24 protein-coding genes are annotated in these 25758 nt (G+C 66.6%); 8 read left to right on the forward strand and 16 right to left on the reverse strand.

Features of this window, described 5'->3' with window-relative positions; all coding sequences use genetic code 11:
- Window positions 1–18: 18 nt before the first annotated feature.
- From HW532_RS05210 to HW532_RS05240, 7 genes are all read right to left on the reverse strand, one after another.
- Entirely contained in the window at window positions 19–1023 is a 1005-nt protein-coding gene (locus HW532_RS05210) for a bifunctional riboflavin kinase/FAD synthetase (protein ID WP_213163380.1), read from the reverse strand.
- Between the two features lie 40 nt (window positions 1024–1063).
- Window positions 1064–1492 (reverse strand): MaoC family dehydratase, encoded by a 429-nt coding sequence (locus HW532_RS05215; protein ID WP_213163381.1) that lies wholly within the window; start codon window positions 1490–1492, stop codon window positions 1064–1066.
- Window positions 1493–1719: 227 nt separating this feature from the next.
- Window positions 1720–2571, reverse strand: coding sequence for a TIGR01459 family HAD-type hydrolase (locus HW532_RS05220; RefSeq protein ID WP_425491948.1), 852 nt, complete (start codon window positions 2569–2571; stop codon window positions 1720–1722).
- A gap of 94 nt (window positions 2572–2665) precedes the next feature.
- Window positions 2666–3739, reverse strand: a complete 1074-nt coding sequence (locus tag HW532_RS05225; protein ID WP_213163383.1) for an EAL domain-containing protein — start codon at window positions 3737–3739, stop codon at window positions 2666–2668.
- A 139-nt stretch (window positions 3740–3878) separates the two neighbouring features.
- A complete protein-coding gene (gene aptA / locus HW532_RS05230) occupies window positions 3879–5228 on the reverse strand; it encodes an omega-aminotransferase AptA (RefSeq protein WP_213163384.1) in 1350 nt (449 codons plus the stop codon).
- A 128-nt stretch (window positions 5229–5356) separates the two neighbouring features.
- Complete coding sequence (locus HW532_RS05235) at window positions 5357–6145, reverse strand: SDR family NAD(P)-dependent oxidoreductase (RefSeq protein ID WP_213163385.1); 789 nt, start codon at window positions 6143–6145, stop codon at window positions 5357–5359.
- A gap of 145 nt (window positions 6146–6290) precedes the next feature.
- Window positions 6291–8192, reverse strand: a complete 1902-nt coding sequence (locus HW532_RS05240) for a propionyl-CoA synthetase (RefSeq protein ID WP_213163386.1) — start codon at window positions 8190–8192, stop codon at window positions 6291–6293.
- 192 nt (window positions 8193–8384) lie between these two features.
- On the opposite strand from HW532_RS05240, the gene HW532_RS05245 reads away from it, so the two are divergent.
- Window positions 8385–9143: a sulfite exporter TauE/SafE family protein gene (locus HW532_RS05245; RefSeq protein WP_213163387.1), complete on the forward strand. Its 759-nt coding sequence runs from the start codon at window positions 8385–8387 to the stop codon at window positions 9141–9143.
- A 44-nt stretch (window positions 9144–9187) separates the two neighbouring features.
- Complete coding sequence (locus tag HW532_RS05250) at window positions 9188–10816, forward strand: acyl-CoA synthetase (RefSeq protein WP_213163388.1); 1629 nt, start codon at window positions 9188–9190, stop codon at window positions 10814–10816.
- A gap of 201 nt (window positions 10817–11017) precedes the next feature.
- Here HW532_RS05250 and HW532_RS05255 read toward each other — a convergent pair whose 3' ends face one another.
- Window positions 11018–11200: a YdcH family protein gene (locus HW532_RS05255; RefSeq protein WP_213163389.1), complete on the reverse strand. Its 183-nt coding sequence runs from the start codon at window positions 11198–11200 to the stop codon at window positions 11018–11020.
- A 185-nt stretch (window positions 11201–11385) separates the two neighbouring features.
- Between HW532_RS05255 and HW532_RS05260 the strand changes: the two genes are divergently transcribed.
- Window positions 11386–11589, forward strand: a complete 204-nt coding sequence (locus HW532_RS05260; protein WP_213163390.1) for a YdcH family protein — start codon at window positions 11386–11388, stop codon at window positions 11587–11589.
- A gap of 256 nt (window positions 11590–11845) precedes the next feature.
- On the opposite strand, the gene HW532_RS05265 is transcribed toward HW532_RS05260, so the two are convergent.
- On the reverse strand, window positions 11846–12496 hold the full coding sequence (locus tag HW532_RS05265) for a GGDEF domain-containing protein (protein ID WP_213163391.1): 651 nt from the start codon (window positions 12494–12496) through the stop codon (window positions 11846–11848).
- Between the two features lie 291 nt (window positions 12497–12787).
- On the opposite strand from HW532_RS05265, the gene purE reads away from it, so the two are divergent.
- From purE to rpsU, 3 genes are all read left to right on the forward strand, one after another.
- The gene (gene purE / locus HW532_RS05270; protein ID WP_213164436.1) at window positions 12788–13252 is read left to right on the forward strand and encodes a 5-(carboxyamino)imidazole ribonucleotide mutase; all 465 of its coding nucleotides are present in this window, start codon (window positions 12788–12790) and stop codon (window positions 13250–13252) included.
- A complete protein-coding gene (locus HW532_RS05275; protein ID WP_213163392.1) occupies window positions 13245–14354 on the forward strand; it encodes a 5-(carboxyamino)imidazole ribonucleotide synthase in 1110 nt (369 codons plus the stop codon). The genes purE and HW532_RS05275 overlap by 8 nt, the downstream gene beginning before the upstream one ends.
- 172 nt (window positions 14355–14526) lie before the next feature.
- Window positions 14527–14751: a 30S ribosomal protein S21 gene (gene rpsU, locus HW532_RS05280; RefSeq protein ID WP_213163393.1), complete on the forward strand. Its 225-nt coding sequence runs from the start codon at window positions 14527–14529 to the stop codon at window positions 14749–14751.
- Between the two features lie 205 nt (window positions 14752–14956).
- Here the strand turns inward: rpsU and HW532_RS05285 are convergent, their stop codons facing one another.
- The 5 genes from HW532_RS05285 to HW532_RS05305 form a co-directional block, all read right to left on the reverse strand.
- Window positions 14957–15811: a mechanosensitive ion channel family protein gene (locus HW532_RS05285; protein WP_213163394.1), complete on the reverse strand. Its 855-nt coding sequence runs from the start codon at window positions 15809–15811 to the stop codon at window positions 14957–14959.
- 146 nt (window positions 15812–15957) lie between these two features.
- Window positions 15958–17358: an NAD(P)(+) transhydrogenase (Re/Si-specific) subunit beta gene (locus HW532_RS05290; RefSeq protein WP_213163395.1), complete on the reverse strand. Its 1401-nt coding sequence runs from the start codon at window positions 17356–17358 to the stop codon at window positions 15958–15960.
- Window positions 17359–17369: 11 nt separating this feature from the next.
- Complete coding sequence (locus tag HW532_RS05295) at window positions 17370–17822, reverse strand: proton-translocating transhydrogenase family protein (protein WP_213163396.1); 453 nt, start codon at window positions 17820–17822, stop codon at window positions 17370–17372.
- A 14-nt stretch (window positions 17823–17836) separates the two neighbouring features.
- Window positions 17837–18961: a Re/Si-specific NAD(P)(+) transhydrogenase subunit alpha gene (locus HW532_RS05300; protein ID WP_213163397.1), complete on the reverse strand. Its 1125-nt coding sequence runs from the start codon at window positions 18959–18961 to the stop codon at window positions 17837–17839.
- Between the two features lie 11 nt (window positions 18962–18972).
- Window positions 18973–19257 carry an aa3-type cytochrome c oxidase subunit IV gene (locus HW532_RS05305; RefSeq protein ID WP_213163398.1) on the reverse strand — a complete coding sequence of 95 codons (285 nt, stop codon included), beginning with the start codon at window positions 19255–19257 and terminating at the stop codon, window positions 18973–18975.
- 225 nt (window positions 19258–19482) lie between these two features.
- Here HW532_RS05305 and HW532_RS05310 point away from each other — a divergent pair, with 225 nt between their 5' ends.
- Entirely contained in the window at window positions 19483–20385 is a 903-nt protein-coding gene (locus tag HW532_RS05310; protein ID WP_213163399.1) for an alpha/beta fold hydrolase, read from the forward strand.
- 99 nt (window positions 20386–20484) lie between these two features.
- Here the strand turns inward: HW532_RS05310 and HW532_RS05315 are convergent, their stop codons facing one another.
- Both HW532_RS05315 and HW532_RS05320 read right to left on the reverse strand, forming a co-directional pair.
- Window positions 20485–21861 (reverse strand): ABC1 kinase family protein, encoded by a 1377-nt coding sequence (locus tag HW532_RS05315; RefSeq protein WP_213163400.1) that lies wholly within the window; start codon window positions 21859–21861, stop codon window positions 20485–20487.
- A 195-nt stretch (window positions 21862–22056) separates the two neighbouring features.
- Window positions 22057–23919: a M3 family oligoendopeptidase gene (locus tag HW532_RS05320; RefSeq protein ID WP_213163401.1), complete on the reverse strand. Its 1863-nt coding sequence runs from the start codon at window positions 23917–23919 to the stop codon at window positions 22057–22059.
- Between the two features lie 338 nt (window positions 23920–24257).
- Here HW532_RS05320 and HW532_RS05325 point away from each other — a divergent pair, with 338 nt between their 5' ends.
- Window positions 24258–25754, forward strand: a complete 1497-nt coding sequence (locus HW532_RS05325; protein ID WP_213163402.1) for a sigma-54-dependent transcriptional regulator — start codon at window positions 24258–24260, stop codon at window positions 25752–25754.
- Window positions 25755–25758: the final 4 nt, after the last annotated feature.

Below are 25758 nucleotides of genomic sequence, written 5' to 3' on the forward strand. Positions count from 1 at the left end.
ACCTGTCCGCAATCCGCATTAGAGCCGCCCCTCGCGCTGCAGGCGGCCTATGGGGAAGTCAGCGACGATATCACCACGGGCAAGGGCGGCAACGCGCGCCTCGGCCTCGCGGCAGTCGTCCCCCATCTGCGCGATGAGGGTATCGACATCGTCGAAGGCCCGGTCGCCGCGGATGAAGTCGACGAACTCCACCATGAGCTCGCGGCCATAGAGGTCGCCGGAGAAATCGAGCAGGTGGACCTCCAGGACGATCTCCTCCTTGCCGAAGGTCGGCCGCCGCCCGACATAGCCTGCGCCCGCCCAGGCCTCGCCCCCGATGGCGGCGGCGTCGCGCACGCGCATGGCGTAGATGCCCTGATGCGGTTCGCCATCGTTGTCCATGGCGATATTGACGGTCGGAAACCCGATCTCGCGCCCGCGCTTGTCGCCATGGCCGACAGGGCCCAGCACCGTCCACCAATAGCCGAGCTGCTCGGCGGCCTCGCGCATGGCGCCCTGCCTGAGCGCCTCGCGGATGGTGGAGGAGGAGAACGGCGCGAAACCGCTGTCATCGGTCACCTGCTCGACCACCGTGACGCCGAAGCCGAGTTCCTCGCCGAGACGTCGCATCGTATCGGGCGAGCCCTTGCGCCCATGGCCGAAATGGAAATCGTAACCTGTGACCATATGGCTGACGCCGAGCCGGCCCACCAGCTCGTCGGACACGAAGGCCTCCGCCTCCTTGGAGGCGAACGCCCTGTCGAAGGTCAGGGAGGCCAGGAAATCGACCTCGCAGGCCGCCAGAAGCCGGGCCTTGAGCGCCGGCGGCGTGATGCGGAAGACCGGTTGGTGCGGTCTGAAGAAGGTGCGCGGATGCGGCTCGAAGGTGACGACGCCGAGCGGCACGCCGCGCTGGCGGGCCTCCTCGCGCGCGATGTGCAGCAGCTCCTGATGCCCGCGATGCACGCCGTCGAAATTGCCGATGGCCACCACCGCGCCGCGCCAGCGCTCCGGCAGGGGAGCCGAGCCGTCGATCCGTTCCATCAAATGCCCGTCATGCTGCTTCGACCCCACGCAGAACCGTTCAGCCGCGCGACGGCACCATGACCAACGCCTCGCCATCCAGCACCATCTTGTCGCCGACCCGGCAGACCGTGTCGAACGAAACGCGGTGGCCGCGCGGCTGGAGATCCTTCACCGTCACCTCCGCGCGCACCAGATCGCCGCAATGCACCGGCGCGCGGAACTTGAGCGACTGGCTGAGATAGATCGCGCCGGGTCCCGGCAGGCGCATGCCGAGCACCGCCGAGATCAGCCCCGCGGTCAGCATGCCATGGGCGATGCGGCCCTTGAACATGGTTTCCGCCGCATAGGCCTCGTCGACATGGACGGGATTGTGATCGCCGGTCAGATCGGCATAGGCGAACACGTCCTCGCTGCTCAGCACCTTCTCGAGATGGGCCGACATGCCCAGTTCGAGATCCTCGAAGAAATAACCGGTCCTGGTTTCCATCTGTCCCCACTGAAGACGTCGGCCCGTCGCACGGAACGCACCCGCTCCCTTCGCAGATGCGAGATGGCCGGCAATCTAGAGCATGATGCCGAAAAGTGGAAACCACTTTTCGGACAGGCATCATGCTCAAGCTACCGGAAACGATCGGCTTGTCCGCACGCGGGCGAAATCGCCCGAGTGCGGGCCGATCTCATGCATGATGCCGAAAAGTGGAAACCACTTTTCGGTCAGGCCAGGGCGGGCATCAGGGCCTTGAGTCTGAGATCGGGAAGCGCCTTGCGGAGCCGGGCGAGCAGCGCGTCGCGCGCGTCGTCGTCCTCGTGATGGTTTTCGCCGACCTCGGCGGCATGGATGCCGCCCATCACGAACACCGCGTCGAGGCCCTGGCGCGCCGCGCCGGCGAGGTCGGTCTCCATGCCGTCTCCGATCACGAGGGCACGCTCGCGGGCGACGGGCGCGCCCTCGAGCTCTGCCAGCTCGGCGAAGGCCTGGGCATAGATCGGATCATGCGGCTTGCCGGTCATGACGACCTCGCCGCCGAGCGCGGCATAGCGCTCCGCAAGCGCGCCGGCGCAATAGACGAGCGCTCCGCCGCGCTGCACCACCTTGTCGGGATTGGCGCAATAGAGCGTCAGCCCGCGCGCGCGGATGCGCTCCAGAAGCCCGCCATAATCGTCCGGCGTCTCGGTCTCGTCGTCGAAAAGCCCCGAGCACAATACGAGTTCGGCGTCTTCCGGCTCGGCAACGAGCGAGATCGGCAACCCCTCGAGCAGCGGCTGGTCGCGCTCCGGTCCCAGATGGAACACCGCCGCGCCGGGCTTCGCCGCGATCAGGGCGCGCATGGAATCGCCCGACGTCACCACACGGTCATAGGCCTCGCGGGGCACGCCGATCTGGTCGAGCTGACCGATGACCGCGGGCGACGGCCGCGGCGCATTGGTGATCAGCACGACGACGCCGCCGCCAATGCGGTGCTCGCGCAGGGCATTCACCGCCTCCGGGAACGGCGCGATGCCGTTATGGACCACGCCCCAGATGTCGCACAGCCAGATATCGCGGGGCGTGGCGAGATCGCGCATATGGGCGAGAACCTGCACCCGCTCCCGGCGGGTCTGATCGGCGGCGGAGGATGTCATTGTCCCTCGGGTGTTCGCTTGACAGTCACGGAGCGCCCTATTCAGCCGCAATCCGCCGCGATTGCAAGAGCGACTGGCGAACGGGCCGCGCCTCCGCGAAGAGTTGCCCACAGGCGAGCACGGGATGGCCGATGATGTCGCGCAGCGTCTCCTCGCGGTCGACACCGGTCACGATGGTCTGCAATCCGAGGGTCCAGGCGGCGCCCATCACAGCGGCGAGCCGCGTATCCGCGCCGTCCACCGGCTGTCCTGCCAGGCGCGCGGCCACATCGCAATGGAGCATCAGGAAGTCGATCCCGTTGCGGGCGAGATGGGCGGGATCGTGATCGGGGTCGTCGTCGATCTCCACCGCGAGCCCCGTTCCCCGGCGGGCGAGCGCCGCCAGCCGGTCGGCGAGGCGTCCGGCCATGTCGGTAGGACGCGGCGCGATCGCGGAGACGACGATGCCCTCCTCGCGCGCGCCGAGATCGTCGATCATGGCCTGCAGGCGCTCCAGGGCCCCGTCATCGGCCAGCATGGCGGCGGGAACCGGACAGAAGATCCGCGCGCTCCGGCCGGTCTCGCGCAGATGCCGCTGGATCGCCGTCGCCTGCCCGACCGTTTCCAGGGCCATGGCAAGGGCCGGCTCGCCGGACGGCGCGGATCGGCGCAGGCGGTCGGGCGCGACCGCCGTGCCGTCTTCCAGGCGCGCGCCGAGCGAGGCGAGATAATGACAGGTCCGCAGATTGGCGAGATCGATGACCGGCTCCAGATAGAGCTCGCCGCGCCCCTCCGCGATGAGGGCGTGGACCGTCCGGGGCCCGAGCGGCCCGCCGTCGAGGCGCGGCTCCATCGGCGCGGCCGCCTCCGCGGCCGGGCCAGCCTCCTCGCGCTCCGTCGCGGGGTCGGGTATGGAGCCGGCTTGTTCGGGTTCGGCCGTCATGGCGCCCTCGATGGCGCTCTCAGATGCGGTACGCCCCGTCTGCGCCCTGTATGCCAAGGCGCCGGCCAGCTGGGCGACGGCGACGAGGACGAGCCCCGTGGCCAGCACCGCATCCACCGGATCGAGCCCGGTGGCGGCCAGCAGCAGGAAGACGGCCAGAGCCAGCACGACAGCCGCGGCAGCGCTCAATGCCGCAATCGTCGTTCGGGAAGGCCCCGGCTCCACCCTTCGTCCCGTCTGCATCCCTGAGATCCGCCCGCCTATCGCTCCTTTCGGGAAGATTACACTCAAAAAGTGTACATTCAAACCGCCCAATACCGGAAGTCGATCAATCCAGCGCACGGAGCACGCGGCGTGTCGCGTCGAAGAGCTGGCCGATCTTGTCCTCGCCGATGATCAGGGGCGGCGACAGCGCAATCGTGTCGGCGGTGATGCGGATCATGGTGTCATGGTCGTGAAACGCGGTCTTCATGGCCTGATAGCCGCGCTGGCCGGGCTTGCCCTCCACAGGCTCCAGATCGATGCCGGCGACAAGCCCGATGGTGCGGATATCGGCGACATGCGGCTCGCCCCTGAGTGCATGGGCGGCATCCGCCCACATCTCCTCCAGGGCCAGCGCGCGCTCGAACAGGCCCTCGTCGCGATAGAGGTCGAGGGTCGCCACTCCCGCCGCCGCGGCCACCGGATGGCCGGTATAGGTATAGCCGTGGAACAGCTCGATGGCGTGCTCGGGCCCGTTCATGAAGGCCTGGTAGATATGGTCGCGAACCAGCACGCCGCCGAGCGGGATCGTGCCGCCCGTCACCCCCTTGGCGAAGGTGATGATATCGGGAAGGACGCCATAGCGTTCCGCGGCGAAGGCGTGGCCCAGCCGGCCGAATGCCGTGATCACCTCGTCGAAGACCAGCAGGATGCCATGCCTGTCGCAGATCTCGCGCAGGCGCTTCAGATATCCCTTGGGCGGCGCGAGCACGCCGGTCGAGCCGGCCATCGGCTCCACGATCACTGCCGCGATGGTGGAGGCGTCGTGAAGGGCGACGAGCCGCTCCAGATCGTCTGCCAGATGCGCGCCCCACTCCGGCTCGCCGCGCGAATAGGCCTGGTGCTCGCGGTCATAGGTGTGGCGCAGGTGATCGGCGCCGGCCAGAGCCGTGCCGAAGAACTTCCGGTTGGGCGCGATCCCGCCCACCGAAATTCCGCCGAAGCCCACGCCGTGATAGCCGCGTTCGCGCCCGATCAGCCGGGTGCGCGAGCCCGCCCCCGTCACATTGTGATAGGCCAGCGCGATCTTGAGCGCGGTATCGGCGGCTTCCGAGCCCGAATTACAGAAGAAGGCATAGTTGAGATCGCCCGGCGCGAGCGTCGTCAGCCGCGACGCGAGCTCGAAGGCCTTCGGATGGCCGAACTGGAAATTCGGCGCGAAGTCGAGCTCGGCCGCCTGGCGCTGGATCGCCTCCACGATGGGGCCGCGGCAATGGCCCGCATTGGAGCACCACAGCCCCGCCGTGCCGTCCATGATCGCGCGCCCGTCGGCGGCGTAGTAATGCATGTCCTTCGCGCGCGAGATCAGCCGCGGCGCTTGCTTGAAATCGCGGTTCGGCGTGAACGGCATCCAGAAGGATTCGAGATCGTTCGGAGACGGTTCCCACACCGTTTCGGCGGCCTGTGCTTCGGACATCTGAAGACACCTCCATAGAAACGACGGCCCCCGCGCGGAGGGCTCCGCGGACCAAGGGGACCACGGTTAGCCTAGAGCAAGCGCGGGCCGGGGTGAAGATCGCCCCGCCCGCACAGTCTCCGCCCGGTTCACTCGGGAACCGGCACCATGTAGTTGAGCGGCAGACGCCCGCCATCGGCAAAGACGGTCTGGCCGGTCACGTAGCTCGCATCGTCGGAGGCCAGGAACGCCGCGACGCCCGCGATCTCGCGCGGCTCGCCGATGCGGCCGAGCGGCGTGCGCGACAGGATGGTATTCCGGGCATTCTTGTCGTTGACGACGGACTTCAGCATGTCGGTCATGATGCTGCCCGGGCCGATGGCATTGCAGCGGATGCCATAGGGGGCGAGCGAGATGGCGATCACCTTGGTGAGCTGGCTGACGCCGCCCTTGGAGATGCTGTAAGGCACCTGGGTCGGCAATGCGAACACGGAGTTGATGGACGACATGTTGATGATCGTGCCGGGCGCGCGGCCCTCCTCAATCTGACGCACCATCTGCCGGGCCACCGTCTGGGCCGCAAGGAAGGCGCCCTTCAGGTTGATGCCGAGAACCCGGTCGAAATCCTCCTCCGCGAGATCGAGGAAATCCGCCGCATGCACCACGCCCGCATTGTTGATCAGGACGTCGACGGCGCCATAGGCCTCCACCGTCGCGGTGACCAGATTGCGCACATCGAGCCGCTCCGTCACGTTGCAGGCGACGAAGCGCGCCTCGTTGCCGGCCTCGCGGATCGCGGCGGCCGCCTGCTCGCCGGCCTCCTCGTCCACATCGGCAATCACGACGCTCGCGCCGTCCGCGGCGAAACGCTCCGCGCACGCCAGACCGATACCGTGGGCGGCGCCGGTCACGATCGCCACCTTGTCCTTCAAAGCCATATCTGGCCTCCCTCTCTCCTCGTCTCCCCGCACCGTCGCAGGGGTCTACGGGGCACCATCCTGAAAAACGCCCGCCTCGGGCAGCCCATGACGCGCCTCCCGAACCGCTCGAAATCATGGGCTGTCGTGCAAGAAAGCCGGCGGGCTAGATAGAGAATCCGTGTTTCTTCATTGCCGCGGCAATCTCGTCCAGTATCGCCGGGTCGTCAATGGTTGCGGGCATCGACCACTCCTCGTGGTCGGCCATCTTGCGGATCGTGCCGCGCAGAATCTTGCCGGAGCGCGTCTTGGGCAGCCGGTCGACCACCATGGCCGACTTGAAGGCCGCCACCGGACCGATCTCGTCGCGCACGAGCCCGACCACCTCGCTCTCCACCTCCTCGGTGGGGCGGTTGACGCCCGATTTGAGCACAACGAAGCCGACCGGAACCTGCCCCTTGAGCTGGTCGGCGATCCCGACCACGGCGCATTCGGCCACATCGCGGTGATTGGCGATGGCCTCCTCCATGGCGCCGGTCGACAGCCTGTGGCCGGCCACATTGATGATGTCGTCGGTGCGCGACATGATGAAGACGTAACCGTCCTCGTCCATGTAGCCCGCATCGCCTGTCTGGTAGTAGCCGGGATAGGCGGCGAGATAGCTCTCCCGGAAGCGCTCGTCATTCTGCCACAGCGTCGGCAGGCAGGCCGGCGGCAACGGCAGGGCGATGCAGATCGCGCCGAGCTCGCCGCGCGGCATCTCCTTGCCGTCCGGTCCCAGAATGCGCACGTCGTAGCCCGGCATGGGCACGGTCGGCGAGCCGTATTTGACGGGCAGCGTGCCGAGCCCGACGGGGTTGGCCGCAATCGCCCAGGCCGTCTCCGTCTGCCACCAATGGTCGATGACGGGGACCGACAGCATCTCCTCCGCCCACTTGACGGTGTCGGGGTCGGCCCGCTCGCCGGCCAGGAACAGGGTGCGGAACTGGGTGAGATCGTAGCGCTCGATGAACTTGCCGCCGGGATCCTCCTTCTTGATCGCGCGGAAGGCGGTCGGGGCGGTGAACAGGGCGGCCACCCCGTGCTCGGAGATCACGCGCCAGAAGACGCCCGCATCGGGCGTGCCCACGGGCTTGCCCTCGAACAGGATCGTCGTGCACCCGTGCAGCAGCGGCGCATAGACGATATAGGAATGGCCGACCACCCAGCCGACATCGGAGGCCGCCCAGAAGACCTCGCCCGGATCCACGCCGTAGACCGCATCCATGCTCCATTTGAGCGCGACCATATGCCCGCCATTGTCGCGCACCACGCCCTTGGGCACGCCGGTGGTGCCGGAGGTGTAGAGGATATAGAGCGGATCGGTGGCGAGCACGGGCACGCAGTCGGCCTTGAGCTCCTCGTTGCGGGCCTTGCTCATCAGTTCGGCCCAGTCGTGGTCGTAGCCCGGCTTCAGCGTCGCCGCCTCCTGCTCGCGCTGGAGGACGATGGTGCCCTCGGGCTTGAAGTCCGACTGGTCGATCGCCCTGTCGAGAAGCGGCTTGTAGGCGACGATACGCCCGGGTTCGACCCCGCAGGAGGCCGACACGATCAGCCTCGGCTTGGCGTCGTTGATCCGTGTGGCGAGCTCGTGGGCCGCGAAGCCGCCGAAGACCACCGAATGGATCGCGCCGATGCGCGCACAGGCCAGCATGGCGATCACCGCCTCCGGCACCATGGGCATGTAGAGGATGACCCGGTCGCCCTTCGCGACGCCGCGCTGCTGAAGAACGGCGGCGAAGGTCGCCACCTCCTCCAGGAGCTCGTCATAGCTATAGGTGCGCTCCGCCCCGGTGATCGGGCTGTCGTAAATCAGGGCCGGCTGCCCGCCGCGGTCGCGCTCCACATGGCGGTCGAGGCAGTTGTAGCAGGTATTGCATTCCGCGCCGACGAACCAGCGGTCGAGCCCGTCGACCTCGGCATAGACCCGGTCCCACTTGCGGAACCAGTCGATCTCGCTGGCGGCCTCCGCCCAGAACCCCTCCGAATCGGCCTTCCAGCGCTCATAGATCTCGTGATATCGACTCATGAACCCGTGTTCCTCCCGGCGCTTCCCTTTTGACCTCTGACCCTTGCTGGCCGACATTGTTCAAAGCCGCCCGGCCGATTGCAAGGGGAACGTCCGTGCCGTCTGGCCGCAGACGCCGTCGCGTGCGATGAAGGAAGACCGGCGGGAACAAGCCCGTCAACATCCGTCGTTCAGCATGTATCCCGCCACCCCATGATCACCGACCCCTGGTTCTATGCCGCCGCCGTGCCGGCCGTCATTCTCGTCGGCATGGCGAAGGGCGGCTTCGGCGGCGCCATCGCCCTGCTCGGCGTGCCGCTCATGAGCCTCGTCATCTCTCCGGTCCAGGCCGCGGGCATCCTGCTGCCCATCCTCGTGGCGATGGATCTCGTGGGGCTTGCCGCCTACCGGCGCCGCTATCACGTGCCGAGCCTGAAGATCCTTATCCCGCCGGCCATTGTGGGCGTCGGCATAGGCTGGCTGACCGCCTCCGTGGTCACCGAGGCACATGTGCGACTCATTGTCGGCGTCGTGGCGCTCGCCTTCACCCTCGACTACTTCCTGCGCGGGACAAGGCGTCCGGCGGCGGCCACCAACCGGATCAAGGGAGGCTTCTGGGCGACGGTCGCCGGGTTCACCAGCTTCGTCTCCCATGCCGGCGGCCCGCCGCTCCAGATGTATCTGCTCCCGCTCAGGCTCGATCCGCGGCTCTTCGCCGGCACCTCGGTCATCTTCTTCGCCGTGGTCAACGCCACCAAGCTCGTCCCCTATTACGCGCTCGACCAGCTCCGGCTGGGCAATCTTGAGACCTCCGCCGTCCTCCTGCCGCTCGCGCCGCTGGCCACGCTGACCGGCGTGTGGCTCGTCAAGGTGGTCGAGCCGGCGCGCTTCTACCGGATCACCTATGCCGCGGTCTTTATCGTCTCCTTCAAGCTCATCCATGACGGGCTTGCAGGCACAGGGCTGATCTAGGCATATAGTCGCGCGGAGATATCAAGGGGAGAAACGTCTCGACGATGGCCACGAACCCGTACGACATCGCGCTCGGCAAAACGCCGGCCAACTATCAGCCGCTGACGCCGCTGTCCTTCCTCGAGCGCGCGGCCCGCACCCATCCCGACCATATCGCCATCGTCCATGGCGGCCAGCGGGTGAGCTACGCGGCCTTCTACGAGCGCGCGTGCCGCCTCGCCTCCGCGCTGAGCGCGCGCGGCATCGCCAAGGGCGACACGGTGTCCGTGATCCTCTCCAACACGCCGCCCATGCTGGAGGCGCATTACGGCGTGCCGATGACCGGCGCGGTGCTGCATTCCATCAATACGCGCCTCGACGCGGCCAATATCGCCTTCATGCTCGACCACGCCGAGGCGAAGGTGGTGATCACGGACCGCGAGTTTGCCGACACCATGGCCGAAGCGCTTCGGCTCGCCAAGGTCGAGCCTCTGGTCATCGACTATGACGATCCGGAATTTCCCCAGGCCGGCGCGCGGCTCGGCGAGATCGACTACGAGGATTTCGTGGCGTCCGGCGATCCGGACTATCGCTGGGTGTGGCCCGACGACGAGTGGGACGCGATCTCGCTCAACTACACCTCCGGCACCACCGGCAACCCGAAAGGCGTGGTCTACCACCATCGCGGCGCAGCGCTCATGTGCTACGCCAACATGGTGGCCGCCGGCATGGGCAAGCATCCCGTCTATCTGTGGACGCTGCCCATGTTCCACTGCAATGGCTGGTGCTTCCCCTGGACTATCTCGCTGCTGGCGGGCACCCATGTGTGCCTGCGCTGGGTCCGGGCGGACGCGATGTACGACGCGCTTTCGAGCCATGGCGTGACCCATATGTGCGGCGCGCCGATCGTCATGTCGACGCTCATCCATGCCTCCGACGCGGACAGGAAGGCGCTGGACCATACGGTGGAGTTTATCACCGCGGCCGCGCCGCCGCCCGAGTCCGTCCTCGCGGCGATGGAGGATGCGGGCTTTGCCGTGACCCATGTCTATGGCCTCACCGAGACCTACGGTCCCGCCGTCGTCAATGAGTGGAAGGCGGCGTGGAACGCGCTCGACAGCGGCGCGAAGGCGACGCGCAAGGCGCGCCAGGGCGTGCGCTATCCGGCACTGGAGGATCTCGACGTCATCGACCCGGAGACGATGGAGCCCGTGCCCCCCGATGCGGAGACGCTCGGCGAGGTCATGGTGCGCGGCAACATCGTCATGAAGGGCTATCTGAAGAACGCGCAGGCCACCGACGAGGCCTTCCGCGGCGGCTGGTTCCATACCGGCGATCTGGGCGTCATGCACCCGGATGGCTACATCCAGCTCAAGGATCGCTCCAAGGACATCATCATCTCCGGCGGCGAGAACATCTCCTCCATCGAGGTGGAGGAAGTGCTCTACAAGCACCCCGACATCCAGGCTGCCGCCGTCGTCGCCAAGCCGGACGAAAAATGGGGCGAGACTCCGTGCGCCTTCGTGGAGCTCAAGCCCGACCGGCAGGCCAATGCCGTGGAGATCATCGCCTTCTGCCGCGAGCATCTCGCCCATTACAAGGCGCCGCGCCATGTGGTGTTCGGCGAGCTGCCGAAGACCTCCACCGGCAAGATCCAGAAATTCCGGCTGCGCGAGCAGGCGCGAGACACGTGAGTCTCCGCCGGAGGTGGGGCTGCCGGCGCGTCTCCCGCGTCATGGTGCGGGCGGCCCGTCCCGGCTCCGCCGCGCCCCAGCGCTTGCAACCAAGCCGGCCCACCCCCTGCCGACCGTCCCTGACATCGCAGATCGCAGGGAACAGCCGCAAGACGTGGGCCGGCGCAGATCCAAAAGCTGGATTGACGTGCCGGTTTCCGGTCAGTGCGTACCGTTGAGTCTCGCCTCTACTCGGGCGATCTCGTCTTTCAGTTTGAGTTTTTCCCGTTTGAGGGACGCAAGCTTCAAGTCGTCTGCGGAGGGATTGGATTGAACGGTCTCGATCTGGGCATCCAGCGAACGGTGCTTGGTAACCAGTTCATCGAGATGAGCTTGAAGCGACATGGGCAATCTCCATGCTCCTCTGACAAGGTAACGACAGAAGTGTGACACAGCTCACAGAGCTTGTCGAACTGATGTGGAGATTGGTCGCGGACCTTGCCACCCCCTCCGTGAGCGCCAGTGTTCAAGGGCTTGCGCCCGTGTCGAAAGGTCGCAAGAATGGGTCCGGTCAATGTGGGAACCGTACGATGGAAACGCCACAGGACGATCTGGGCGAACGGCTGGCCAGCCTCAGACAACAGCATCGCGATCTCGACGGAGCGATCGCCAGCCTGGAGAAGACAGGAACCGGGGATCAACTCCAGCTCAGGCGGCTGAAGAAGCAGAAGCTCCAGCTCAAGGACGAGATCTCCCAGCTGGAAGACCAGTTGCTGCCCGATATCATCGCCTGAGCCCGGATATCCCCGGTCCGGCATCCGTTCTGGACCGGCAGCGCAATCTGTCCGGCAAGACGCGAAGATAGCGCACTACGGCGAACTCCCATGGCCCGCCAGTTACAACCGATCCGGCCGGACTACATCCCGCCGTGCCGGGAGGATTTCAAGCGCCGCCGGCCCCTGTCTTTCGCCATATCCAGACTTGTCCCGGACAATGGCGAACAGGACATGCGTCCGGTTCGGATCGACGCGTTCCCCGTGGCTATCGCCCCTAGACCCCCACGGGCCCCGCCTCGCCCAAGGTTGCCACGCCGCGCCGGTGGCGGCGGGCCGCATACATGGCCTTGTCGGCCATGTCGATCACCTCGTAGCCACTGTCGCTGCCGTCGAAGGAGGCGACCCCGACGGATACCGAGATCGCGACGCCGCAATCGATGCCGACCAGGGTGTCGGCGCCGATATGGGTGCGGATGGCTTCCGCAAGGCGCCGTGCCTCGTGCACCTCGATCCGCTCCATGAGAATGCCGAACTCGTCTCCGCCGAGACGGCCGACCTTGTCGGTGCGCCGCACGCTCGCCATGAGCACCCGGCTCACATGCCGGAGCACGGAATCGCCTGCCGCATGACCATGGGTATCGTTGACCGCCTTGAGGCCGTCGACATCCAGATAGATCAGACAGGCGGCCACGCCATGGCGCCTGCTGGACGACCATGTGCGGTAAAGCTCCCGCTCGAAGGCGCGACGATTGAGCACCGGCGGAACCAGCGGGTCCTGGTCGACCGCCTCCTCCAGCTGACGCACACGCGCGCGTGTCGCATCCAGCTCGTCGCGAAGCCTTGCCAGTTCGCTGTGAAGACCCTCGAGCCCGTCGTCTGCAGAAGGCTCACCGAAACCGGGAAAGTCCGGTGCGGGCAAGTTCATCACACTCCCCATCCCCCATAGATGATCCCGACCTCCTCGCTTGCTCACGGTCCCCGGATTTATCGCTCAAGCACTCTCGAGGGGTGTCGCGTTGTGGCTCCCCAGTCTCCAATGAAGCGTATTGGCTCATTGATTCCCGTAAAAGTCGTCGAATGCAACCCCTTCCATGTGATAATGCTCCGAGATGAGTTGCATAGCCGCACGCCCTTCCTATAATCCCCCGCTTTTCGAGGCCCTTTTCTGCGAGAGGACGGACCGTTGAGTTCCGGAAAGCCCGCTGTCGCGATCATCATGGGCAGCCAGTCGGACTGGCCCACCATGCGCCATGCCGCCGAGACGCTCGAGGCGCTCGACATCCCTTACGACGCGCGCATCGTGTCCGCCCACCGCACGCCGGAGCGGCTCTACGACTTCGCGACGGGCGCGCGTGCGGAGGGCTTCAAGGTCATCATTGCAGGCGCCGGCGGCGCGGCGCACCTGCCGGGCATGACAGCGGCCATGACGCCCCTGCCGGTGTTCGGCGTACCTGTGGAATCGAAGGCGCTGAGCGGAAAGGACAGCCTTCTGTCCATCGTGCAGATGCCGCCGGGCGTGCCCGTCGGAACGCTTGCCATCGGCCGGGCCGGCGCGATCAACGCCGCCCTGCTGGCCGCCGGCGTTCTGGCGCTCTGCGACGAGGGAATCGCCAGCCGGCTCGACAGCTGGCGCGCGGAACAGACCGCTTCGGTCGCGGAAAGGCCCGACCGGGATGGCTGATGGTGCATCGACATCCGGCCCCCTTGCCCCCTGCGGCACGATCGGCATCCTCGGCGGCGGACAGCTCGGCCGCATGCTCGCAACGGCAGCCGCCGAGCTGGGGCTCAACTGCCATGTCTACTGTCCCGATCCCGACAGCCCGGCCTTCGATGTGGTCAGCCGCTCGACCTGTGCGGCCTATGACGACGAGGCGGCGCTCGCCGCCTTCGCCCGCAATGTCGACCGGGTGACGTTCGAGTTCGAGAACGTTCCCCATTTCACAGTGGATTTCCTGTCGTCGCGCGTGCCCGTCCTGCCGGGCGCGGAGACGCTCCGCATCACCCAGGACCGGCTGGAGGAGAAGCGCTTCGTGGAAGGGATCGGCTATGGGTGCGCGCCCTACGAGCCGGTCGACAACCTCGACGATCTCCGCCGCGCCGTCGACCGGCTGGGGCGCCCGTGCGTTCTCAAGACGCGCCGCTTCGGCTATGACGGCAAGGGCCAGGTGACGATCCGCGAGGGCGACGACCTTGCCGAGGCCTGGGCGGCCATTGGCACCGCGCCCGCGATCCTCGAGGGGTTCGTCCCGTTCCTGCGCGAGGTCTCCGTGCTCGCCGCACGCAGCCCCGACGGCACCATCGCCTGCTACGATATCGCGGAGAACCGCCACGAGAACCACATTCTCAAGATCTCGCGCGTTCCCGCGGCCATCGCCCCGCAGGCGGAGAAGACCGCCCTGGAAATCGGCCGGCGCGCCGCGGAGGCACTCAATTATGTGGGCGTCCTCGCCATCGAGCTCTTCGTCGTCGAGCGCGGCGGCGAGGAGGATCTCCTCGTGAACGAGCTCGCACCCCGGGTCCACAATTCGGGGCACTGGACGCAGGATGGTTGCCTCGTCTCCCAGTTTTCCCAGCATATGCGCGCCGTGGCCGGCTGGCCGCTCGGCTCGCCGCAGCGTCTGGCCGATGTGGAGATGACCAACCTGCTCGGCCATGACGTCGACGACTGGGCCCGGCTCGCGCGCGACCCCGACACCGCGGTCCATATCTATGCCAAGACCGCGACCCGACCGGGCCGGAAGATGGGCCACGCCAACCGGCTCATCCGCCGCCGGCAGGGGTGAGTTTTCTGCGTGCCGGCGACCGGCTTCCGGTGGACACGGCCCCCTGATTCTGATAAGGAACCGTCCACTCAAGTGCAGGTTCGGCGGCTTACTGCACGGTTTTCGCCCATTACGGTCGTCGCCGACACGTTTGATTGGTCAGCAAACCGGACACCTTAACGAGGCATCATTCGTGCAAGTTATCGTTCGCGACAACAATGTCGATCAGGCCCTGAAAGCGCTGAAGAAGAAGCTGCAGCGCGAGGGCGTCTTCCGTGAGATGAAGCTCCGCAATCACTACGAAAAGCCGTCCGAGAAGCGCGCACGCGAGAAGGCGGAGGCCGTCCGCCGCGCTCGCAAGCTGGCCCGCAAGCGTGCCCAGCGCGAAGGCCTGCTCCCGTCCAAGCGCAAGGGCTGACGCGAGCCGCGGGCCGACCGGCATTTCCGCTCCGGCCCGCCATCGGTTCCCCTGAAAAGTCCAGGATCCGCGCGATGCTGACCGGCCTGTTCCGCAGGCCGGCAATCGGCGCATGTCCGCCACGCATCGCGCTGCCCGGTTCCGAAACCGGCCCGGCACCGAAGCGCACCGGGCACAGTCCTCCGGGTGTGTGAAGGGCGCGGGCCTATTCCACCCCGGCCACGACGCCGCCATGCGAATAGACATGGACGTCGCGCTGCGGGAAGGGAATGGAAATGCCCGCCTCGTCGCAGGCGACCTTGGCCGCACGCGTCATGTCCCAGAGCACGGACCAGTAGTCGTCCGTGCGCGTCCACGCCCTGAGCGCGACGGTCACCGCACTGTCGTCGAGCGACTTCACGAAGGTCATGGGCGCAGGATCGCCGAGGAACCGCTTTTCCTTCGCGGCGAGATCCATGAGCAGCGCGCAGGCCTTGTCGACATCGTCCCCGTAATCGATTCCGACGGCGATCTCCACGCGCCGGCTCGGATTGCGCGAGTAGTTGATGATCGCCGTGTCCCACAATTGACGGTTCGGCGCGACGCGGTAGACCCCGTCGGCGCTCTTCAGCTCCGTGATGAACAGGCCGATTTCCTGGACCGTGCCCTCCACGCCGCTCGCGTCGATATAGTCGCCGATCTTGAAGGGCCTGAACGCCAGAAGCATGATGCCCGCCGCCACGTTCGACAGCGTGCCCTGCAACGCCAGACCGATGGCGATGCCGACAGCGCCGAGTGCGGCGATGATGCTCGTCGTCTGGATGCCGAACTGGGCGAGCACCATGATGAGCACGAGGGCGAGGATGGCATAGTTGGCCGCCTTGGCGAGGAACCGCGCCAGTGTGACGTCCACGCGCGAGGTGCGCTCCAGAGAGCGCCGGATCAGCCGCTCGACGAGCTTGGCGACGATCAGCCCGACAACGAGAATGACCACCGCGGTGACGAATTCCAACCCGTAGCGGATCAGCATTCCGGGCTCTATCGACTTCAGAAGTTGAACCGGATCGGACAAGTCCTGCATTGGGCACGGTCCCCTGGAAGGCCCGCCTTGCGGCAGGCAAGACACACATCGGGGCCCGGACAGTCCCGCCTGCCCTGCCCCACGACATTCCCGTAAAACACAAACAGCCCGCCGACAGACGGCGGGCTGCTCGCGGCATCTTCCCGCTAGAGCGCCTTGACGATCTCCTCGACCATCTTCTTGGCGTCGCCGAACAGCATCATTGTGTTGTCCCGGTAGAACAGCGTGTTGTCGATTCCCGCATAACCCGAGGAGAGCGAGCGCTTGACGAACATCACCGTGCCCGCCTTCCAGACCTCCAGGACCGGCATGCCGTAGATCGGCGAGGACGGATCCTCCTTGGCGGCCGGATTGGTCACATCGTTGGCGCCAATCACGAAGGCGACATCGGTGTTGGCGAACTCGGAGTTGATGTCGTCGAGCTCGAACACCTCGTCATAGGGCACGCTGGCTTCCGCGAGCAGGACGTTCATGTGTCCCGGCATGCGGCCGGCGACGGGATGGATGGCATATTTCACCGTCACGCCCGCCGCCTTCAGCTCGTCTGCCATCTCGCGCAGCGCATGCTGGGCCTGGGCCACTGCCATGCCGTAGCCGGGAACGATGATCACCGAGCCGGCGTTCTTCATCACGAAGGCCGCGTCGTCGGCGGAGCCCTGCTTGACCGGCTTCTGCTCGCCGTCCCCACCCGCGCCGGCCGCCGCCGTCTCGCCGCCGAAGCCGCCGAGAATGACGTTGAAGAAGGAACGGTTCATGCCCCGGCACATGATGTAGGACAGGATCGCACCGGCCGAGCCGACGAGCGCGCCGGTAATGATCAGCGCGGTGTTGCCGAGCGTGAAGCCGATGCCGGCCGCCGCCCACCCCGAATAGGAGTTCAGCATCGAGATCACCACCGGCATGTCCGCGCCGCCGATGGGAACGATGATCAGGACACCGAGCGCGAAGGAGAGCAGCACGAGGACCCAGAACAGGCTCGGATGCGCCGTCGCGGTGAAGATCGCGATGAGCACCACCAGCAGGATGGCGAGGCCCAGATTGAGCCAATGCTGGCCGCCGAAGACGACCGGAGCGCCGGAGACGAGGCCCTGCAGCTTTGTGAAGGCGACGATGGAGCCCGTGAAGGTGATCGCACCGATTGCCGCGCCGAGAGACATCTCGATCAGGCTCGCCGTCTTGATGTGCTCCAGGGTACCGATGCCGAAGGCGGCCGGCGCATAGAGCGCGGCAGCGGCGACCAGCACCGCGGCGAGGCCGACCAGCGAGTGGAAGGCCGCGACGAGCTGGGGCATGGCCGTCATCGGGATACGCCGGGCGATTACCGCGCCGATGCCGCCGCCGATGGCGATGCCGAGAAGCACGAGCAGCCAGGTGAGGAACGAGCCGGGCGGCGCCGCGAACAGCGTGGTGACGATGGCGATCGCCATGCCCGCCATGCCGAAGAGATTGCCCCGGCGCGCGCTTTCGGGATGCGACAGCCCGCGAAGCGCCAGGATGAAGAGAGCCCCTGCAACGAGATAGAGGAGCGCGATGATATTGGCTGACATCGGGGGCTCCCTCAGCTCTTCTTCTTGTACATGGCCAGCATGCGCTGGGTGACGAGGAACCCGCCGAAAATGTTCACCGATGCCAGGATCAGGGCAAAGAAGCCCAGCCCCTGGGACAGGGGGCTGGCCTCGGCCATGGCGCTCACCGCGCCGCCGGCGACCGCGATCAGCGCACCGACCACGATGACCGACGAGACGGCGTTGGTGACCGACATGAGGGGTGTGTGCAGCGATGGCGTCACGCTCCACACCACGTAATAGCCGACGAAGATCGCCAGCACGAAGATCGCCAGCCGGAACACGAACGGGTCGACCCCGCTGACCGCGCCCACGGCTTCCGCACCGCTTTCCGCCGCGAGTCTGGCGGCGTCGGCGAGCGCGCGCGCCTGCTCGGCGGCGTCGGCCGCACGCTGGGCGGCGTCCTGCGCCTGCTGTGCGGCGCTCAGAGCATCTGGGCCAGCCATGATGCGTTCCCCTCCTATTGCTCGAAGATGGGATTGACGAGCTCGCCATCGCGCGTGAGCGCAGTGGCGGCCACGATCTCGTCATCCCAGTCGATGGTCAGTTCGCCCTTCTCGCCCATGATCACGCCGAGGAAGGTCACGAGGTTCTTGGCGTAGAGCGGCGAGGCGTTGCCGGACAGGCGCGAGGGAAGATTGGGGTGGCCCACGATCTTCACGCCCTTGTGCTCCACGATCTCGCCCGGCTTGGACAGCTCGCAATTGCCGCCGCGCTCCACCGCCAGATCGACGACGATGGATCCCGGCTTCATGCTCTCCACCATCTCTTTCGTGATCAGCTTCGGCGCGGGCCGGCCCGGAATGAGCGCGGTCGTCACCACGATATCCTGCGCCTTGACGTGCTCGGCCACGAGCTCGGCCTGCCGGCGCTTGTAGTCCTCGCTCATCTCCTTGGCGTAGCCGCCGGCGGTCTCCAGATCCTCGCCCTCGGCCTCCACCATGACGAACTTCGCGCCAAGGCTTTCCACCTGCTCGCCCGCGGCACGGCGCACATCCGTCGCGCTCACCACCGCGCCGAGCCGGCGTGCGGTGGCGATGGCCTGAAGGCCCGCAACGCCCGCCCCCATGACGAAGAGACGCGCCGGGGGCACGGTGCCCGCCGCCGTCATCATCATCGGCATGGCGCGGTTGAACAGGGATGCCGCATCGACCACGGCCTTGTATCCGGCGAGGTTGGCCTGCGAGGACAGGACATCCATCGACTGCGCGCGCGTGATGCGCGGCATGAGCTCCATGGCGAAGCCCACGACACCCGCAGCCGCCATGGCCTCGATCCCCTTGCGGTCCCCATATGGGTCGAGCTGGCCAACAAGGACGGCGCCCGACTTCATCGCCTTCACGGTCGCCTCCTCGGGCCGGCGCACCGCCAGCACGATATCGGCATCCTTGACCAGGCTCTGCCTGGTCTTGACAATCTTGGCGCCGGCCTCCTTGAAGACCTCGTCGCCGATATAGGCCGCGGCACCCGCGCCGGCCTCGATGGAGACCTCCGCGCCCTTGCCCACAAGCGCCTTCACCGCTTCGGGCGAGGCCGCGACCCGGCTCTCGCCTTCCGCCTTTTCCGCGACTATCGCGATCTTCATGCCGACGGCGCCTAGGATGCGAGGAATGCGGAGATGAGGCCGAACAGCACCAGGACCGCGAACGACGCGCCCCAGCTCTTGCCGCCCGACCGGAGGTCGAACAGGATCGCCGCGAAGCCCGCGAACATGCCGATCATGCCGACCGGAACCGCGAGCGTCTTGCCGAAGGCGAATGTGGCAAGCGCCACCAGAACGAAGATCGTGCCCAGCGTCAGAGCGACGGTGCCGTGCACGAAGCCATGATAGGTCCGCTCGTGCTCTCTGTAATCGTTCTCGGCCGAGGTGTGATCCGTCATCGTGTGCGCTTCCCTTGAGAACCTGATTGTTGCCGGATAGGCCAATTAGCCGATTGAGCCCAGCCTCGCAAGACGCAAAGCCGTCTCCGGCAGCTCGGAACGCCCGATGGTGAACGAACTGGATCGCCGACACAAGAACCCCCGGTGTGCTCCGGCGCCGGCTTGTGACACGACCGTGCGACTTCTATGATCCCCCTGCAGCCTCGATCCATGGGAGGGGGAGGAATGAACACGATATCCGCCTTTGCCGTCATGCGGCCATGGCTCGCCGTGGCCGCTCTTGCCGTGGGGCTGGCTCTGCCGCCAGCGGATGCCCGGGCCGGCGACTATGTGGCCCTCGATGGCGAGCGCGGCCCCCAGCTCTATTACGAGGAGGCCGGCGAAGGCACACCCGTCGTCATTGTGCCGGGCTGGACCATGACCACCCGGTTCTTCGCCAAGCAGCTCGAGCATTTCGCGGACTCCGAGGATCTCCGCGTCATCGTCTACGATCCGCGAGCCCATGGCCGGTCGTCGAAGACGCTCGACGGCGCCAACTACCGACAGCACGGCCGCGACCTCAAGCGGTTCATCGACGCGCTGGGGCTTGAAGATGTGGTGCTCGCCGGCTGGTCGTGGGGCGGGATCACGGTCTATTCCTATCTCTCCCAGTTCGGAACCGACAATGTGAAGGGGCTCGTGCTCATCGACCAGACGCCGCGTCCGCTGCCGCTGAAGGACGGGTCCTGGAACGATGGCGACATCGGCATCGTGAAGGATTTCTTCGACGCCTTCACCGAGGACCGCGTGGCGACCATGCGCGAGTTCATCCCCTGGATGTTCCCGAAGGGCATCAGCGACGAGGAGGCGGAATGGATGCTGGCGGAGACCATGGAGACGCCGGATATCGTCGCCGCCCTCCTGCTCTACGATGGCTGGATGGCCGATTTCACGGCCACGCTGAGAACGCCGGGCGTGCCGCTCCTCAATATCGTGCGCGAGGAGAACGGCGAGGCCGCCAAGGCCTATCTGAAGGCGAACGATATCCAGTCGGAGTTCTTCGTGAAGGGCGGGCACGGCATGTTCTACGACTATCCCGACGCCTTCAATTCCACGCTGGAAAACTTCGTGAAGGGGCTCGAGGACTGAGCCCGGCGCATCCCCGGCCCCTGGCCTTTTCGCAAGCCGGCATGACGTCCCGCTATTTGGCACGTCGCGCAATGCCCGGACAGGCAGCGCCTGCGCGCGTCAGGCGAGCCCCGCCGCCTTGAGCGCGTCGGTCTGGCGCGCGGCGACCGCGTCGACGGAGAAATCCTCTATCGCCTCGTTGAACAGGCGATAGAAGTTGAGTTCCGCCTTCAGGTGGATGAGAACGCCGCCGAGGCCTATCGCGGCGCGGTCCATGAAGACGAATTCGCGCGGCACGCGCACCGGCCCCTTCTCCTTGAGCGCGCGGTGCACGGTGAAGGCTTGGTGGCGCCCGTACTGGCCGGGGCTCACTCCTTCCGCGATCTTGCGCACCCGATCCTCCATCAGGGGGCCGTAGATGAACCGCGCCCAGATGTTGAGGATGTCAATCAGCTCGTTGGAGAGCCCCTTGAAGCCCCAGGTCTCGTAGGCGGAGACGATCCGGTCGCGGTCATCCTCCCTCAGGCCGTGATAGAGCTCCACCACGCCGCCGACGAAGCGCGGCGGGAAGATGCGGATGCAGCCATAGTCGAGCAGGTTGAGGCCGCACGGGCGCCCCTCCCCGTCCAGCATGGCCGAATAGTTGCCGAGATGGGGGTCGCCGTGGATCACGCCATGGCGGCAGAAGGGCAGCCACCAGGCCTTGAAGAGGCTGGTCGCGAGAAGGTTGCGCGCATCGAGATCGGCCTCCCGGAAGTCCAGAAGCGAGCGCCCCTCCAGCCAGCTCATGGTGAGCAGCCGCCGCGTCGATAGCTCCGGATAGACCTTGGGAACTCGGATCGTGGAGACATCCTTCAGCATCTCGCCGTAAAGCGCGATATGGCGGCGCTCGCGGTCGTAGTCGAGCTCCTCGCGCAGGCGCTCGCCGATCTCCTGATGGATCTCGCTGGTATCGATGGCCGGATCCATGCGCCGGTGGATGGCGAAGATCCACTGGAGCTGGCTGAGATCGGCCTCCACGGCCGACTGCATCTCCGGATATTGCAGCTTGCAGGCGAGCTCGGAGCCATCGAGAGCCCAGGCGCGGTGGACCTGGCCGAGCGAGGCCGCCGCGGCAGCCTCCCGCTCGAAATCCTGGACCTTCTTCCGCCAGTCGGCCCCGAGCTCGGCGGCCATGCGCCGGCGCACGAAGGGCCAGCCCATGGGCGGCGCGTGCGACTGGAGCTGGGTGAGCTCCATGGCGTATTCCGGCGGCAGCGCGTCCGGAATGGTGGCGAGCAGCTGCGCCACCTTCATCAGCGGGCCCTTCAGGTCCCCGAGGGCCGCGCGCAGCGCCTTGGCATCCTCCTCGCGGGTGCCGCCGCCGAGGATCCGCCCGGAGGCGAGCCGGGCGGCGACCGTGCCCATGCCGGTGCCGACGCGCGCATAGCGCCGCACCCGGCCTGTCAGCCGATTGCCTTCCCGGTCGCGTTCAGGCGGCGTGCGCTCGTCGGTCATGGGCTCCGGTGTCCTTGGGCCGGCTCACACCCCCTCACCCGGCGCCTCACGGCGCCACCCTCTCCCGCGAGGGGAAAGGGTTCGCGCGTGGCACCGCTTGGAGAAATCCCCCTCTCCCCTTGCGGGAGAGGGAGGGGCCCATCGCCGCCAGGCGATGGGAGGGTGAGGGGGTGCCGCATCTCATATTCCACATTCTCATTCCGGCTCGCCCGCCTTCCGGTCCTCCGCCTCCAGCTCGTCGATCATGCGCGAGATCATCGACAGGCCCTTGTTCCAGAAGGCCTTGTCGGAGGCGTCGAGGCCGAAGGGGGCGAGAAGCTCGGTGTGGTGCTTGGAGCCGCCAGCCCTCAGCATGTCGAAATACTTCTCCACGAACCCCTCATGCGCTTCCTCGTAGAGCGCGTAGAGCGAGTTCACCAGGCAGTCGCCGAAAGCATAGGCGTAAACGTAGAAGGGCGAGTGGATGAAGTGCGGAATATAGGCCCAGAAGGTCTCGTAGCCCGGCTTGAGCTCGATGGCCGGCCCGAGGCTCTCCGCCTGCACCTCCATCCAGATCTCGCCGAGCCGCTCCGCCGTCAGCTCGCCCTCGCGCCGTTCGGTGTGCACGCGGCGCTCGAAGACATAGAAGGCGATCTGGCGGACCACCGTGTTCAGCATGTCCTCCACCTTCGAGGCGATCAGCGCCTTGCGCTTCGCCGGATCCGCCGTTTCCTTGAGCAGCGCGCGGAAGGTCAGCATCTCGCCAAACACGCTCGCCGTCTCCGCGAGCGTCAGCGGCGTCTGGGAACGCAGGAGCCCCTGATCGGCGGCCAGCACCTGATGCACGCCATGGCCGAGCTCGTGGGCGAGCGTCATCACGTCGCGCGGACGGCCCTGATAGTTGAGCAGCACATAAGGGTGCGCGCTCGGCACGGTGGGATGGGCGAAGGCGCCCGGGGCCTTGCCGGGGCGCACCGGCGCGTCGATCCAGTGCCTGTCGAAGAACCGCCCGGCGATCTCCGCCATGTCCGGCGAGAAGCCGCCATAGGCGTCGAGCACGATCCGGCGCGCATCGGGCCAGGCGACGGTGCGGGTCTCCTCGTCCGGCAGGGGCGCGTTGCGATCCCAGTGGGCGAGCCGGTCCTTGCCGAGCCATTTCGCCTTCATGGCATAGTAGCGGTGGGACAGCGTCGGGTAGGCCTGAGTGACCGCCTCCACCAGCGCCTCGACCACCTCGCGTTCCACACGGTTCGCCAGATGGCGAGAATCGGCGATGTCCTCGAACCCGCGCCAGCGGTCGGAGATTTCCTTGTCCTTGGCCAGCGTGTTGGTGACGAGGGTGAAGGTACGCAGATTGGCGCCGAGCGTTTGCGCCAGCGCGTCCGAAGCGGCCTTGCGCTTCTCCTCGCGAGGATCGAGCAGCAGGCTCAGCGTCGGCTCGAGCGAGAGCGTCTCGCCGTCGACGGTGAATTCGAGGCTCGCCATGGTCTCGTCGAACAGCCGGTTCCAGGCGCCCCGCCCGGTTACCGACTTCTCGTGGAAGAGCTGCTCCAGCCTGTCGTCGAGCTGGTAGGGTCGCTCCTTGCGCAGATCCCTGAGCCACGGGCCGTAATAGGCGAGGCCGGGATCGGACAGGGCCGCATCGAGAACCTGATCGTCGATCCGGTTGATCTCCAGCTCGAAGAACAGGAGATCAGTCGAGACCGTGGTCAGGCGATCCTGGATGTCGCCGAAGAACTTGGCACGCGCGGGATCGGTCGTGTCACCGACATAGTGGAGCTGGGCATAGGAGGCGACGCGCCCGAACAGATCCTCCAGCGCCTCGTAGGCGCGGATCGCATCCGCCAGCCGCGCCCCGCCGCCCTCGCCCGCCGCGATCTCGGCGACGGTGCCGCGATAGCGCTCCGCAAAGCTCGCAGTGTCCGTCGCGATCCGCTCCAGATCGCGCTTGAGCTCCGGCGCGTCGGGCGCCGAATAAAGGTCGTCGAGGGACCATTCCGGCACTGCGCCAAGCCCCTTGTCCTCAACCGTGCGTGCGCCCGCCTCCGCGGACGGGTGAAGCGTAAGCCGACGAACCATGATCACCGTTCCTGAAAACCGTTGTCAGACTATGGGAGACGCAAGCGAGGCCCTGCGGTTCCGTGATCCCCTATATGGGACCGGACAGGCCGCGATCTCAACCGCCAAGCGTGCATGCCTCGCCAAGCAGGACCGTTTGCCGCTATCCTGCAGGCTGGACGTGGCAGTCCGGCAGGGTCGGCCGGCCCCTCCTGCGCAGTGCGGAGGTGGGGTTAAGGCTTTGTTTGCGGTTGCAATCGAGACTGCCTACAGCCGCAGGGACGGACCCTCTCTGAATCTTGAGGGTCACCTTGCGGGGGAGAGAGACAGGTTACTGTTTGGGGGCAAGACAGTCGGACATGGCGCAGGTGATACTCATCGTCGATGACGATCCCGCGCAGCGGCGCATCCTTGAAAGCATGATTCGCCGCTTCGGATACGAAACCCTCGCCGGCGACAGCGGGCAGTCCGCGATCGATATCCTGGCGGGGCCGCAGGGCAAGGATGTCGCCCTGCTCATTCTCGACCTCGAAATGCCGGATATAGACGGCATGGAGGTGCTGGCCTATCTGAGCGCGCACCGCAAGGAGCTACCGGTCATCATCCAGACGGTCCATGGCAGCATCGAGACCGTAGTGAAGGCCATGCGGGCGGGCGCGGACGATTTCGTCGCCAAGCCCGTGAACCCCGAGCGGGTCAAGGTGTCGATCCAGAACCTCATGCGCGTCAATGCCCTGTCGGAGGAGGTCAAGCGGCTCAACCACAAGGCGTCCGGCGAGTTCAGCTTCGAGGACCTGATCGCGGAAAGCCCGGCCATGACCAATGTCGTCCGGCTCGGCCGGCGCGCCGCGCAGTCCAACATCCCGATCCTGATCGAGGGCGAGAGCGGCGTCGGCAAGGAGATGATCGCGCGCGCAATCCAGGGCGAGAGCGAGCGGCGCGGCAAGCCGTTCGTGACCGTCAATTGCGGGGCGATCCCGGAAAACCTGGTCGAGAGCATCCTGTTCGGCCACGAGAAGGGCTCCTTCACGGGCGCGACCGCCAGACACACGGGCAAGTTCGTGGAGGCCAATGGCGGCACGCTGTTCCTCGACGAGGTCGGCGAGCTGCCGGCGGAGGCGCAGGTGAAGCTCTTGCGCGCGCTGCAGGACGGCGAGGTCGACCCCATCGGCGCGCGCCGGCCGGTGAAGGTCAATATCAGGCTGATCTCGGCGACCAATCGCGACATGATCGAAATGGTGAAGGCCGGCACGTTCCGCGAGGATCTCTATTACCGCCTCAACGTCTTCCCGATCACCGTGCCGCCGTTGCGCGAGCGCACTGAGGGCATTCCCGCGCTCGTCAATCATTTCGTCACACGCTTTGCCGCCGAGGAAGGCCGCAAGATCAAGGGGATCGAGGCCAACGCCCTGGAGCTGCTCCGGCACTATTCCTGGCCCGGCAATGTCCGCCAGCTCGAGAACACGGTGTTCCGCGCCATCGTCCTGTGCGAGGGCGACGTGCTGACGGTCGACGACTTTCCCCAGATCGCCGCGCAAGTCGACGGGTTCGAGGCGCGGGTGCCTCCGGCACCGTCGGCGGCTACCTCGGCCTCCGGCCGCGACGGCATCACCGTCTTCGCCAGCGGCGCCCCGGCCGGCGATTCCCCCCTGGTGGGCAATGGCCAGCCGCTCGGCATCCCCGCGGTGACGGAGGGTGGTCATATCCGCACGCTGGAAGAGGTCGAGGCCGACATGATCAGACTCGCACTGGAGCGTTATCACGGACATATGTCCGAAGTGGCCCGCAAGCTCGGCATCGGACGATCCACACTCTACCGGAAGGTGCGCGATCTCGGGCTTGAGGCGAAAATGTAACAGC

This window comes from Kaustia mangrovi (genome assembly GCF_015482775.1).
Lineage (GTDB): Bacteria > Pseudomonadota > Alphaproteobacteria > Rhizobiales > Im1 > Kaustia > Kaustia mangrovi.